The following is a 12,759-nucleotide window of genomic DNA, read 5'->3' on the forward strand; positions in this document are numbered from 1 at the left end:
GATCGCATAGCCCCTGCCCATGGCGTCGCGATGCAGGCTCCAGCCGACCTCCGTGCCCGGCCAGCCGTGGGGTTGCCAGGGCCCGATCCGTCCCATCCACTGGCCGGTCGCCTTCTCGATCAGCGAAAAGAAGCCGACGCCCGTCAGGGTCCAGGCCCCGGCGACGCTCATCATGGCACGCCAGACCTGGGCCGGGGTCTGGGGGCCGCCGATATAACGGGTGGTCTCCGGGTCCGACTGGAAATCGCACCAGCGCTCGAAATCCGACGCCGAAGTCGGCCGCAGGATCAGCCGCTCGGTCTCAATCACGGGGCCTGGCGCTTGCGAGAGGGCAGGGGTCACAGCGGGTACTCCCGTTCGAGCTGATAGAAGCTGCCGTCGTCGCTGAGCGTGCTGGAATACAGGCCGAAGCGGTCGATCGGGATGGCCGGGGAATGCAGCAGGTTGTGCCCGGCGATCCAGGCCGCGATCCGGTCCGGATTGGTCTGGGTCTTGAGATAGGCGAGGGTCAGATGGGGTCTGTAGGTGCGCTTCTCCATCCGGATGCCCGCCCGCTCCGCCGCCGCCTTGCAGCGCCCGGCCAGGACGTTCAGCCGCTCGTTCGCCTCCACCCCGGCCCAGAGGGTGGTCGAGCGGTGGTCGTCGCCGAACGCGCCGACACCCTTCAGCTCGATATCGAACCGGCTGGACGGGATGCGGGCCAGTTCGGCCGCGAGGTCATCGGCCTGGGTCTCGGTGACCTCGCCATAGAAGGCCAGGGTGACGTGCAGGGCCTCTTCGGGCCGCCAGCGCGCGCCGGGCAGGCCGGTCTGGCGACGCTTCAGGGTCTCCACGACATCCCAGGGCATGGACAGGGCGGTGAACAGCCGGATCATGCGACCCTTGGTAGCGGTCGGGATCAGGATCGGAAAGTCCGCATTCCCTTGCGTGAGGGGCGATCTGCCCCGATATTCATGCCTAAGCCGGGGGTTTTCCCCGGCATCATGGGAGATTGATCTCGCGATGAGCGACTTCAGAAACGGTTTCACCAATGTGGCGCCCGCCTCGGCCGACATGTCGGTCGACGCCGGCCTGCGCAGTTTCATGCTGGGCGTCTACAACAAGGTCGCGCTCGGCCTGCTGGTCTCGGCGGCCCTGGCTTTCGTCACCGGGTCCTACCCGCCTGTTCGTGATCTGATGTACCAGGTCACCGCCGACGGTCGGTTCGCCGGCTTCACCATCCTGGGCATGATCGTGGCTTTCGCGCCGCTGGTCGTGCTGCTGGGCTCCGGCTTCGTGATGAAGAACCCCACGGCCGCCTCGGCCGGCGGGCTCTACTGGCTGGTCGTGGCCCTGATCGGTGCCTCGCTGGGCACCATCGTCCTTCGCTACACGGGAGCGTCTATCGTCTCGACCTTCCTGATCACTTCGGCCGCGTTCGGTGCGGTCAGCCTGTTCGGCTATACCACCAAGAAGGACCTGTCGGGTTTCGGCACCTTCCTGATCATGGGCGTGATCGGCCTGATCATCGCCTCGCTGGTCAATATGTTCCTGCAGAACGGCCTGATGCAGCTGATCATCTCGGCGGTCGGCGTCCTGCTGTTCGCCGGCCTCACGGCCTATGACACCCAGCGCCTGAAGATGACCTACTACCAGCTGGGCGGAGACCGGAATGCGATGGGCATGGCCACCAGCTACGGCGCGCTGAGCCTGTACATCAACTTCATCAACATGTTCCAGTTCCTGCTGGCCCTGTTCGGCGGTCGCCGCTGACGGCGGACCCCGCCGAGGGATGAGACCAGAGGCCCCGGTGGAAACACCGGGGCCTTTTTTCTTTCGTTATTCCACCACCTGGAATTTCCGGCTGTCGAAGACGCGCAGCACCTGCGGCAGCTCTCGACCGCGCTTCAGCACGACACCGCCCTCGCCGATCACCGCCCATTGGCCCTGGCGTGTCTGGAGCGCGGGCCGCTTCTCGATCCGGTACAGGGGGGCGTCGCCCGAGCGGCGATAGACGGCGAACTCGGCGACGTCCTTGTGGCCGACCATGGCATAGTCGCGCCACTCGCCGGCCGCGACCATCCGGCCATAGACCCGCAGGATCAGGTCCAGCTCGCGCCGCTCGAAGAAGACGGGACCGGCCTGGGGCCGGTTGTCGGGGGAGGGGGGATCAAGGCTCATCCCCCTGAAGTTAGGACGGCCGAACGCGGGACGCCACGGGCTGCCCGGCTGAATCCTGTGATCCCGAAAAATGCAGGCGACACGAAATGGCCCCGTTTCGGTCCATCGCCCGCCCGCTTGGACGGCGAAACAGCTCTTGTCGGCCCCTCGGAGTTCGGAAGCGTCCCGGATCCTGAACAGCCCCCCCCAGCCCCCCTGGATGTTTCCAGCTATGGGCTCCGACGGGCCGGCGCTTCCTCCAAAGCGAGACGCCCGTCCTGCCTCCCTCCCCCCAATGGCACGGCGGGCGTTTTGCTGTCTGGATCAGGCCGGGTCGTCCGCCGGGGCTTCCGTCTCCGGCGAAGCCGCATCGGGTGCCGGCACCTCAGGCGTCGGAGCCGTGTCGGCCGTATCACCCAGGCTGACATCGACGGTCTCATCCCCGCGCTTGACGTGAAGCACGACCGGCCCGCCGGGGACGATCCACTGGAACAAGGCTGAGTTCAGCCCGGTCATGTCCGCGATCGGCGTCTCGCCCACCGAGATGACGACGTCACCCGCCGCCAGCCCCTGTTGAGCGGCCTGCGACCCCCCGCCCACCGACGAGACGATGACGCCGGTCACGCCGTCCAGATCATCGCTCGCTTCCACGGTGCGGAACTGGGCCCCGAAGGCTTCGGTGGCGCTGACGCCGTTCGCCACGGTGATCGGCGTGATCTCCTCCACCGTCATCGAGGTGGTGTGTTCGCGCCCGTCGCGCAGATAGACCAGGGCCAGGGCCGCCCCCGGAGGTGCGATCCCGACCGTGGCGTTGACCGAGCCGGCATTGGCGACCGGGCGGTTCTGGATCCGGGTGATGATGTCGCGACGACGCAGGCCCGCGCGCTCGGCCGCCGAGCCCGGAGCCACGTCCTCGACGACGGCACCGCGCACGATGCCCAGGCCGAAGTCGCGCGCCCGTTCGGCGGTCAGGGAGCCCATGATCGCCCCGGTCCGGCCGCGCCTGACCTCTCCGTTCTCGCGGATCTGGCCGACGACATAGTTGAGGATCCGGGTCGGGACGGCGAAGGCGATGCCGTCGTTGCCGCCGCCCCCGCCGAACATGTCCGATCCGCCCGACAGGATGGAGGTGTTGATGCCGATCAGCCGCCCCCGGCTGTCCAGCAGCGGTCCGCCCGAATTGCCCGAGTTCACCGCCGCGTCGGTCTGGATATAGTCCTCGACCGCATCGCCCAGCCCGGTGCGCCCGAGGCCCGAAATCACCCCCATGGTCAGGGTCTGGTCCAGGCCCAGCGGATAGCCGACCGCGAAGGCCAGGTCGCCGGTGCGCAGGGTGTCGGAATCGACCATCTCGACCTCGGCCAGGCCGGTCGCCTTGATCTTGAGAACGGCGACGTCGGTGGCCTTGTCGGTCCCGATCAGTTCGGCGTCGAACAGCCGGCCGTCGCTCATATCGACGGTGTATTTGGTGCCGCCGTCGATCACGTGGTTGTTGGTGACGATGATGCCTTCGCCTGCGTCGATGATGACGCCCGAGCCGGTCTGCAGGGGCTTGGCCTCATTGTCGCCCGAGGTCGGGCCGCGCGAGCTTCCCAGGGTCGTCACCTGGACCACGGCGGGAAGCGCGTCCTCCAGACCGGTGGCGAAGCTGAACACCCCGCGCCGCTCGTCATAGGGAATGGCGAACCGGGGCAGTCCGCCCGTCTGGGCCTGGGCGAGACTGGCCGACACCGGCACGAGGGTGAGTGCCAGCGCCATCGCCGAACCCGCCAGAAACACAGTGCGCCGCATCGTCATCCCCCGGGCCGCGCTGGCAATTCCGCGCGCCGATGCGGCAACCTAGCGTGTGAAATGCGCCGTGACGATGGCTCCCGGCGCGGCGTCATCAATCATCATCTCGGCCCCGTGCCGCCGCAGGATGGCCCGCACAAAGGTCAGGCCCAGGCCGTGGCTCTCGCGGCCCTCGGCATCCGCCGCAGCGGTCCGCAAGCCGGCGTCGGCCAGCCGTTCCGGATCGATCCCCGGCCCCTGATCCGCCACCGACAGGGCCGGCCGCTCGCCGTCGTGAAAGGCGCGCAGCGTCACCGTCCCGCCCGGCGGCGAGAATTTGATCGCATTGTCCACCAGATTGGCGACCGCCCTCTGCAGCAGCGACGACACACCCAGCACGCTGACACTGTCGGCCTGCACGACCAGACGGACGCCCTGTTCCTCGGCCAGCGGTTCGTACAGATCGGCGACCGAGGCCAGCAACCGGTCCAGCGCCACCGTCTCGAACCGCCAGGCCTCGCCTTCGCGCAGGGCCATGGCCTCGTTCATGGCCCGGGTCAGGGCGCGCAGGTCCTGGGCCGCCTCCAGCCCCAGACGGCTGCGTTCAGCGGTGTCCCCGGCCTCCGACAGCCGTTCCAGCCGGGCCGTGGCGCGGGCCAGGGGGGTGCGGAAATCATGGGCCAGCTGGTCGGCCGAGTCGCGCAGCCAGCTCAGCAGCTCTTCCAGACGGTCCAGGGTGCGGTTGGCCTGGACGGTCAGTTCGGTCAGTTCGGGCGCCACCCCGACCTCGGGCGCGCGCCGGGAAAAGTCCCCCACGGCGGCGCGGTCCAGGGCCTGGGACACCTCGGTGATGGCGTGGGTCAGGCGCCGCCGCGCATAGGTGGCGGCGGTGAGGCCCGAGATCAGGATCACCGCCCCGGTGATCAGAACCGACAGTACCGCCCATCCCCAGGCCTGGCCCGACCGGTCCACGACGCGCCCTACGGCGATGTCGAGCGACCCCACGCTGCGCCGGACCATCACCACCTCGACGGCGCGACCGGGGCACAGCACGCCTCGGTTCAGGGTGACGCGATAGGTGTCGGGCCCCAGCCCCGGCATCCGGGCGGTGGGCGCCGTCTCCAGCGCCGCCAGACCGGCGGGCTTGCCGACCGGGGCCCGGATGAAGCGGACGCCCGCTCCGCCCCGGCCCGTGCGGCAGGTCTGTTCCAGGGTCGCCCCGTCGCGTTCGGGCCCGCTCTGGAAGACGCTGAGCCAGGCCGACAGATAGGCCGCGTCCCCGGCCGTCAGGGTCGCCGCCGTCAGACTGGATTCTGCGCCCAGCTTGGACACCATGGCGGCATAGTCGGCGGAAGCGGCGAGAGCCGCCTGCTGCCTCTGGTCGGTGCGGACGGCATGGCCCGTGGCGAACAGGGAACCGGTCAGGGCCACGGCGGCCATGACGGCCAGGGCCGAGGCCAGCTGGGTCGAGGTCCGCTGCCCCAGCCAGTCGCGAAACCCCTGCCAGACCCTCATCGGGGATCAGCGTCCGATATCGAGATCGCGGAATACCAGGCTCTGGCTGCGCGCCGAGACGATCAGGGGATGCAGGTCCTCGCCCAGTTCGGGGGCCTGTTCCTTCAGCCGCCGCCGCAGGGCGCTGATCCGGGCGTCGATGATGTTGACGAAATTATCCGGCAGGAAATTCCATTCGACCCAGCAGCGGTCCCACAGCATCTGTTTGGTCACCGGCTGGCCCCGCGCGCTCATCAGCTCGCACACGATGGCGAACTCCAGCGGCGACAGGTCGATCAGGTGCGGCGCCTGTCCCGGCATCTCCAGTTTCAGGGTTCGGGCACCCGGCGACAGGCGGAAGGGTCCATTCAGAATGTCGGCACCCGTCGGTTTCGCGTGGCGGACCGTGCGCCGCAGCTGGGCCGCGATCCGGGCCAGCAGCTCTTCGTCGCCGACGGGCTTCGACAGATAGTCGTCGGCTCCACCCAGCAGCCCCTCGACCTTCTGGCGTTCACCGCCCAGGGCCGTCAGCATCAGGGCCGGGGCGTCGGACGAGGGCCCGGACGCGCCCCGCAGCCGCTTCAGCGTCTCCAGCCCGTCCAGCCCTGCCGTCAGGCGATCGAGGATCAGCACGTCATAGGCCGTGGCGGCGGCGGCCTCCAGCGCCGCCTCGCCGCGATCGACCCGGTCCACACCCGCGAACCCGGCCTTCAACAGCCGTTCGGCGACGTGTTCCGACAGGGCCGGATCGTCCTCGAGCAACAGGACGCGGCGACCGGCGAACATGGCCGACAGCGCGCTGAACGGATCGCCCTCGGCGTCCGGTCTGAAATCCTGTCCGCTGTCCATCGCCCCGATCGTCTCCGCCCGGCACCACGATAAATCCCTGAACGGGAATGACAATGCTAAGCTAGCTGATCCTTTCTGACGGTCGCGCGTTCGACGCGGTCTGCCTTCTTGCCGGAATACGCCATGAAATCCTTGCCGCTCATCCTCGTCGCAGGCCTCGCCGTCACCGCCTGCCAGACGGCACCAGTCGCCAATGCGGGATTCCTGAGCCGCTACGACGGGCTGGTGACCCGCGAGGACACCATCCGGGCCTCGATCCGCCAGAGCCGCGACGATGCCGAGGTTACCAAGGTCGAGACCGTCTTCCTGGAACCCTCCGTCCTGGTCGGCGAGGCGAGTGCCGGCCTGAGCGAGGCCGAGAAGGCCCAGGTGTTGCGCGAGGTCGATCGCCAGATCTGCTACGAGGTGAGCGAGCGCTTCACCCTCGCCGACGCCCCGACTGGTGCGGCCCGGCTGCGCACCGCCGTCGTCGGCATCCGGCCGACGGGCGGCGCGGCGGGCGGCGTCTCGGCCGTCGCCAATGCCTTCATCCCCGGCCCCGGGACCTTCCGCGTGCCGGGCACGACGGGCGGTCTCGCGGTCGAGAGCGAACTGCTGAGCCAGAGCGGATCCCAGATCGCGGCCCTGGCCTGGGCGCGCAACGCCAATGTCGTGGGCACCGACACCCCGTCCCTGTCGCGCATCGGTGATGCCCTCCAGCTGGCCGAGCCCCTGGGCGACACCGTCGGCGACACCATCTCCCAACCCGATCGGCCGGTACGCGACATCGCCGATCCCGACCCCTGCTCCGCCTACGGCCCCCGCACCCAGCCGGCCGGCTTCGTCGCCCGCATGGTCACGGGCCTCTATGTGCCCCAGATCAACACGGGCACGGCGGCGGACAAGCCGAAGGAGTAGGCGCGCTTCCCACTGCAACGGGGTCGCGCTCAAGCAGCGAGCGACCGCGTCGCGAGCGTTAGCGCGGCGCGAAGCGCTCCCCTAAAATGCACTTTCGCCCGTGATCGCCCGGCCCAGGATCAGGGCGTGGACGTCGTGTGCGCCTTCATAGGTGTTGACGGTTTCCAGGTTCATGGCGTGGCGCATGACGTGCAGTTCGCCGGTGATCCCGGCCCCGCCGTGCATGTCGCGGGCCTCGCGCGCGATGGCCAGGGCCTTGCCGCAGTTGTTGCGCTTCATCAGGCTGATGGCCTCGGGCACCCAGGCCCCGGTGTCGATCAGCCGGCCCAGCGCATAGGCCCCCTCGAACCCGAGGAAGATCTCGGTCTGCATATCGGCCAGCTTCTTCTGCACCAGCTGGCGCGAAGACAGCGGCCGGCCGAACAGCATCCGCTCGGCGACATAGTCCCGCGTCGCGTGGAAACAGAACTCGGCGGCCCCCATGGCCCCCCAGGCGATCCCGTACCGCGCCTTGTTCAGGCAACTGAACGGCCCGCGCAGGCCCTTGACCCCCGGTAGCAGATTGGCCTCGGGCACGAAGACGTCGTTCAGCCCGATATCGCCGGTGATCGAGGCGCGCAGGGACAGCTTGTCGCCGATCTTGGTGGTGGTGAAGCCGTCGAAATCGCGCTCGACGATGAAGCCCCGGATCACGCCGTCCAGCTTGGCCCAGACAACGGCCAGGTCGGCGACCGGCGAGTTGGTGATCCAGTATTTGCCGCCGTTCAGCCGATAGCCGCCGTCCACGGCGACGGCATGGGTCTTCATCGAGGCCGGGTCCGAACCGCCGTCGGCCTCGGTCAGGCCGAAACAGCCGATCAGCTCGCCCGCCGCCATCCGGGGCAGGAACCGCATCCGTTGTTCCTCGGATCCGAAGGCGTAGATCGGATACATGGCCAGCGACGACTGCACCGACATGGCCGAGCGATAGCCGCTGTCGACCGCCTCGATCTCGCGCGCGATCAGCCCATAGGCCACATGGCTGACGCCCGAGCCGCCGTACTGTTCCGGCAGGGTCGCGCCCAGGAACCCCATCTCGCCCATCTCGGTCATGATGGCGCGGTCGAAGGTCTCGTCGCGGAACGCCGCGACGACGCGGGGCAGCAGTTTCTCGCGCGCATAGCTGCGGGCCGCATCCTGAATCGCCCGCTCGTCCTCGGTCAGCCGGCCGGTCAGGTCGAAGGGATCGTCCCATTTGAAGGTCTGGCCAGAAGTCAGATTGGGGGCGGTGGCGCCGTCGGCCATGAGGTCTTCCCGGGACTGCGGGGGTCTTTCGCCGTCGTCACGCGATGGTGACGGCCGCCCCCTGTTTCAGCCGCCCGTTTAGGCCAGAATGGGGGCCTGCGGTAGGGGTCGGCCCATTCTGGCCTGAACCCGGCGCGAACGGAGACGCCCTTGACCCGGACCCTGATCCGCCTCTTCACCGACCACCCGCGTGAGGTCGGTGAAAGCTACGTCGACCATTTCGCCACGGCCGCCCGCTTCGGCCTGCGGCTGGCGCGCCTGTCGGGAACCGCCTTCCTGCACGCGGTGGTGCCGGGCGTCTGCAAGACCACGGTGTCGGACGAGATCAAGCGGATGGCCGACGACCTCGGCTACCGCGCCCAGATCGCCCGCGAATGCCGGATGCAGGACACGGGTGCCTTCGATCCCGGCCTCTAGCGCAGGACCGCGACGTATCCGAACACCAGGACCGCGCCCGTGGCGACGCTGTAGACGGCAAAGGCGTTGATCGTCTGGCGCCGTCCCCGGGCGATCTCCTCGTTCTCCGGCGGGAACCAGCGCTGGGCCCAGAGCAGATAGCCGGCCTGCAACCCCCAGCACGCCAGAAAGGCCGGAACCGCCCAGCGGGTCAGCAGCATCAGTGCAATCCCGGAAACCAGCACCAGCACCGACCCGACGGTCAGGATGATGTCGGCGGCCCGCTCGTTGGCAGGGGTCGGGAAAATCTTGCCGAACACGGTCTCCAGCCGCCAGTTGAACACCATCTGCCGCAGGGCGACGAGGCCCGCGAACACATAGAAGACCCCGATCGCACGCGCCGCCCATTCCATGCGGCCACGGTGCAATGCGGCCCGTGCGGCGGCTACCTACGGATTCTGATAGGTCGTGACCGCGCTCCGTTGATTCGAGAACACACCCGGAACATACTGGCTGCATGCCCGCCGCCGCCGTCCACCTCGAACTCGTCTTCAGCCGTCCCGAGACCACCCAGTCGGTGACCCGTGGCGCAGCGCGGTTGCTGGCCGACATGGGCTATGCGCCGCTGCTTGAGGTCTGCCTGCCCAACGGTCGTCGCGCCGACGTCATGGCCCTGGGGCGCAAGGGCGACATCGTCATCTGCGAGGTGAAGTCGGGGATCGAGGACTACCGGGTCGATCGCAAATGGCCCGAATACGCCCCCTTCTGCGATGCCTTCTTCTTCGCCGTGGCACCGGAGTTTCCGCAAGACGTCCTGCCGCCGGAGCCGGGCCTGATCGTCGCCGACGGCTTCGGCGGGGCGGTGGTCAGGGACGCACCGGTGCTGGCCCTGGCTCCCGCGCGAAGGAAGGCGCTGACGGTCGCGTTCGGACGGCTGGCGGCGATGCGGCTGTTGAGAGAGTGATTTGTGGTTTGTGATTAGTGGTTGCCAACCCCCAGGCAAACGATGCCAGGGCCCGATCGCGCGGCATCATCCACTAATCACGAACCACCAATCACCCTAGCGCGGCGCGCGTTTCGCCAGGATCCGCTGCAGGGTCCGACGGTGCATCCCCAGCCGCCGGGCGGTCTCGGAGACGTTGTTGTCGCACAGTTCATAGACCCGCTGGATATGCTCCCAGCGGACCCGGTCGGCGCTCATCGGGTTCTCGGGCGGTTCGGGCGTGGCGTCGCCGATGGCGAGCAGGGCCTTGACCACGTCGTCGGCGTCGGCCGGCTTGGACAGATAGTCGACGGCGCCGGCCTTGACCGCCGCCACCGCCGTGGCGATCGCGCCATAGCCGGTCAGCATGACGATCCGTGCGTCCTCGCGGCGCTCGCGCAGGGTCTCGACGATCTTCAGCCCGTTGCCGTCGTCCAGCCGCATGTCCAGCACGGCAAAGGCGGGCAAGAGGGTCCTGAGCACCTCGGTCGCCTCGGCCACCGACCCGGCGGTGGTCACCTGGAACCCTCGCGAGTCCAGCGCCCGGCCCAGGCGGGTGCGCAACGCCTGGTCATCGTCCAGCAGAAGCAGGGTGCGATCCGACAGACCGGCGATGCGGTCTTCGATGCTCGACATTTCAATGGTCTCCATCACGCTCAGGTCGGTCGTCGCACGGCCAAGGTCAAGCGGCGCGGCGATCTGTCGCTTGTCCACCTGCCGGCTCCCGGGATCAAGCGGGCGTCAACGCCGCGCGGGGCCAGCGCACGGTGACCCGCGCCCCCCGGTTCGGGCCGTGGCTCGCTTCGCCCGTTCCCACGGTGACCACCCCGCCGGTCCGTTCCAGCAGGGTGCGGGCGATGAAGAAGCCCAGGCCCATCCCGCCCTGGCTGGGGATCACGGGTTCGGGCGGCGGGGGAGGTGGGGCCTTTTTGCCCTTGCCGACGGTGATCTTGGGGGGGCGGGTCGCGTCGCGGATCTGGGCGGCGAGAGCCCGGCGGGCCTTGCCGTGGGGCCGGCTGGTTACATAGGGCTCGCCCAGGCGGGGCAGGATGTCGGCGGCAAAGCCGGGACCGTCGTCGATGACCTCTACCTCGATCCAGTCGGCGGCCACGGTGGCGTCGATCCGGACCTCGGACGAGGCGAAGTCGGCGGCGTTCTCGACGATCGCCGACAGGCCGTGAATGATCTCGGGCAGTCGCAGCACACGCAGCTCCGCCGCCCCGGGCTGACCCCCGACATAGACCGACATCTCCAGATCGAAGCCGGCATGCGGCTCGACCACCTCGTTCAGCAGGGCCTTCAGTCCCACGTCGGCATAGAGGGCGTCGCCGTCCTCCGGCCGCTGGGACAGGCGTTTCAGGATTTCGCGGCAGCGGTCGGCCTGTTGCAGCAGCAAGGTGGCGTCCTCGGCCACCGCCCCTCCGGCCTTGGCGTCCCTCAGCAACTCCTTGGCCACGACCTGGATGGTGGCGAGCGGCGTGCCCAGTTCATGCGCCGCCGCCGCCGCCAGCCCACCGAGCGCCGCCAGCCTCTGTTCGCGTTGCAGCACGTCCTGGGTGGTGGCCAGGGCCAGCTCGAGCTTCTCCGCATCGGCCGCAACCCGCCAGGCATAGGCCGAGGTGAACACCACCCCGGTGATCAGGGCGAGGCCTGTGCCAAACCGGTAAAGGACCGGCAGCTCCAGCTCGGTCCCCGACTGCCACGGCAAAGGCAGCGACCATTTGAACAGCACCCCGGTCGCGATCAGCACCAGCAGCCCCAGGCCGATCGCCTGTCGTCCGGGCAGGGAGGCCGCCGCCACTGTCACCGGGGCGACCAGCAACAGACAGAACGGGTTCTCCAGCCCCCCGGTCAGGGCCAGCAGCACCGACAGCTGCAAAATGTCGAATCCCAGGTGGATTGCGGTCTGGCGTCCGTCCGGCAGGCGGCTGTCGGTCTGACGCAGCCGCGCCACCGAGGTCATGTTGACGATCACGCTGGCCGCGATGACCAGCAGGCACTGCCAGATCGGCAGCGGGAAATGCAGCATCCCGGCGGCCACCACGACGGTCGCGCTCTGGCCCAGGATCGCCAGCCAGCGCAGGATGATCAGGGTCCGCAACGTCAGACCCCGCCCACGCCGGGGCAGATCGCGCCAGTTGGCGATCGAATAGTCGATCAGGCCCGGTGCCTGACCCGGTTGCGACGATGAAGCGTTTTCCAGGATGCTCACCTGCGTTCTATAGACCGCTCGCGCCGTCGTGTCGGCGATCCTGTCGAAGAGAAGCCAAGATGCCGCGTCGTTCCATCCTGCTGTTCGCCGCAGCCTGTATCGTCATCGCCGCGACCCTGGCCGTCATCACGGTCGTGGTCGTCACCAGCCGCGAGCAGGCGGCGGTCGAGGCCTCGGGCGGTGCGACGGGCACGGCCCAGGTCGGCGGACCGTTCCAGCTGGTCGATCAGGACGGCCGGGCGGTGGATCAGACCCTGCTGGACGGCAAATGGAGCCTGGTCTTCTTCGGCTTCACCTATTGTCCTGACTACTGCCCGACCACGCTGAACGGCCTGGCGGCGACCAAGGCCCAGATGGGAGAGGCGGCGAAGGACCTGCAGATCGTCTTCATCTCCGTAGATCCGGCCCGCGACACGCCCCAGGCGCTCAAGGACTATCTGGCCTCGGACGGATTCCCCGAGGGCGTCATCGGCCTGACCGGCACGCCCGAACAGGTCGCCGCCGCCGCCAAGGCCTACCGCGCCTTCTACGAGAAGGTCGGAGAGGGTGACGCCTACACCATGAACCATTCGCTGACGGTCTATCTGATGGGCCCCGACGGCCGTTTCCGCTCTGCCCTGGCCCATGATCTGGGTCCGGAGCGCTCGGCACAGCTGATCGAGCGGGTGATGAAGCGGGGCTGAGGAATAAATCCTTTTGCAGTGCGGCGCGTTCTATGGTGCCCTGCCGCATTCGG

15 protein-coding genes are annotated in these 12,759 nt (G+C 68.6%); 5 read left to right on the forward strand and 10 right to left on the reverse strand.

Annotated features, from left to right (window positions below; all coding sequences use genetic code 11):
- On the reverse strand, window positions 1–309 hold a 309-nt coding region (locus ACILQR_RS03295), incomplete at its 3' end, for a GNAT family N-acetyltransferase (RefSeq protein WP_395650081.1).
- Between the two features lie 29 nt (window positions 310–338).
- Complete coding sequence (thpR, locus tag ACILQR_RS03300) at window positions 339–875, reverse strand: RNA 2',3'-cyclic phosphodiesterase (RefSeq protein WP_395650082.1); 537 nt, start codon at window positions 873–875, stop codon at window positions 339–341.
- Between the two features lie 127 nt (window positions 876–1,002).
- Between thpR and ACILQR_RS03305 the strand changes: the two genes are divergently transcribed.
- A complete protein-coding gene (locus ACILQR_RS03305) occupies window positions 1,003–1,752 on the forward strand; it encodes a Bax inhibitor-1/YccA family protein (RefSeq protein ID WP_395650083.1) in 750 nt (249 codons plus the stop codon).
- 66 nt (window positions 1,753–1,818) lie between these two features.
- On the opposite strand, the gene ACILQR_RS03310 is transcribed toward ACILQR_RS03305, so the two are convergent.
- The 4 genes from ACILQR_RS03310 to ACILQR_RS03325 all read right to left on the reverse strand — a co-directional run bounded on the left by ACILQR_RS03310 (window position 1,819) and on the right by ACILQR_RS03325 (window position 6,252).
- Complete coding sequence (locus ACILQR_RS03310; RefSeq protein WP_292154544.1) at window positions 1,819–2,160, reverse strand: DUF2794 domain-containing protein; 342 nt, start codon at window positions 2,158–2,160, stop codon at window positions 1,819–1,821.
- Window positions 2,161–2,463: 303 nt separating this feature from the next.
- Window positions 2,464–3,930 carry a trypsin-like peptidase domain-containing protein gene (locus ACILQR_RS03315; RefSeq protein ID WP_395650084.1) on the reverse strand — a complete coding sequence of 489 codons (1,467 nt, stop codon included), beginning with the start codon at window positions 3,928–3,930 and terminating at the stop codon, window positions 2,464–2,466.
- Window positions 3,931–3,978: 48 nt separating this feature from the next.
- A complete protein-coding gene (locus ACILQR_RS03320; protein WP_395650085.1) occupies window positions 3,979–5,424 on the reverse strand; it encodes a sensor histidine kinase in 1,446 nt (481 codons plus the stop codon).
- 6 nt (window positions 5,425–5,430) lie between these two features.
- On the reverse strand, window positions 5,431–6,252 hold the full coding sequence (locus ACILQR_RS03325) for a response regulator transcription factor (RefSeq protein ID WP_395650086.1): 822 nt from the start codon (window positions 6,250–6,252) through the stop codon (window positions 5,431–5,433).
- 123 nt (window positions 6,253–6,375) lie between these two features.
- Between ACILQR_RS03325 and ACILQR_RS03330 the strand changes: the two genes are divergently transcribed.
- Window positions 6,376–7,149, forward strand: a complete 774-nt coding sequence (locus ACILQR_RS03330; protein WP_395650087.1) for a DUF3313 family protein — start codon at window positions 6,376–6,378, stop codon at window positions 7,147–7,149.
- An 81-nt stretch (window positions 7,150–7,230) separates the two neighbouring features.
- Here ACILQR_RS03330 and ACILQR_RS03335 read toward each other — a convergent pair whose 3' ends face one another.
- Window positions 7,231–8,433, reverse strand: a complete 1,203-nt coding sequence (locus tag ACILQR_RS03335; protein WP_395650088.1) for an acyl-CoA dehydrogenase — start codon at window positions 8,431–8,433, stop codon at window positions 7,231–7,233.
- A 150-nt stretch (window positions 8,434–8,583) separates the two neighbouring features.
- Between ACILQR_RS03335 and ACILQR_RS03340 the strand changes: the two genes are divergently transcribed.
- On the forward strand, window positions 8,584–8,850 hold the full coding sequence (locus ACILQR_RS03340) for a DUF6356 family protein (protein WP_395650089.1): 267 nt from the start codon (window positions 8,584–8,586) through the stop codon (window positions 8,848–8,850).
- Here the strand turns inward: ACILQR_RS03340 and ACILQR_RS03345 are convergent.
- A complete protein-coding gene (locus ACILQR_RS03345) occupies window positions 8,847–9,257 on the reverse strand; it encodes a hypothetical protein (RefSeq protein ID WP_395650090.1) in 411 nt (136 codons plus the stop codon). The genes ACILQR_RS03340 and ACILQR_RS03345 overlap by 4 nt on opposite strands.
- An 89-nt stretch (window positions 9,258–9,346) precedes the next feature.
- Between ACILQR_RS03345 and mmcB the strand changes: the two genes are divergently transcribed.
- A complete protein-coding gene (mmcB, locus tag ACILQR_RS03350) occupies window positions 9,347–9,793 on the forward strand; it encodes a DNA repair putative endonuclease MmcB (RefSeq protein WP_395650091.1) in 447 nt (148 codons plus the stop codon).
- A gap of 96 nt (window positions 9,794–9,889) precedes the next feature.
- Here the strand turns inward: mmcB and ACILQR_RS03355 are convergent, their stop codons facing one another.
- Window positions 9,890–10,447 (reverse strand): ActR/PrrA/RegA family redox response regulator transcription factor, encoded by a 558-nt coding sequence (locus ACILQR_RS03355; protein ID WP_271147207.1) that lies wholly within the window; start codon window positions 10,445–10,447, stop codon window positions 9,890–9,892.
- A 94-nt stretch (window positions 10,448–10,541) separates the two neighbouring features.
- On the reverse strand, window positions 10,542–12,023 hold the full coding sequence (locus ACILQR_RS03360; protein ID WP_395650092.1) for an ActS/PrrB/RegB family redox-sensitive histidine kinase: 1,482 nt from the start codon (window positions 12,021–12,023) through the stop codon (window positions 10,542–10,544).
- Window positions 12,024–12,082: 59 nt separating this feature from the next.
- On the opposite strand from ACILQR_RS03360, the gene ACILQR_RS03365 reads away from it, so the two are divergent.
- On the forward strand, window positions 12,083–12,706 hold the full coding sequence (locus ACILQR_RS03365; protein WP_395650093.1) for an SCO family protein: 624 nt from the start codon (window positions 12,083–12,085) through the stop codon (window positions 12,704–12,706).
- The last annotated feature ends 53 nt before the right edge of the window (window positions 12,707–12,759 follow it).

It is taken from the genome of Brevundimonas sp. (assembly GCF_044239655.1).
Classification (GTDB): Bacteria; Pseudomonadota; Alphaproteobacteria; order Caulobacterales; family Caulobacteraceae; genus Brevundimonas.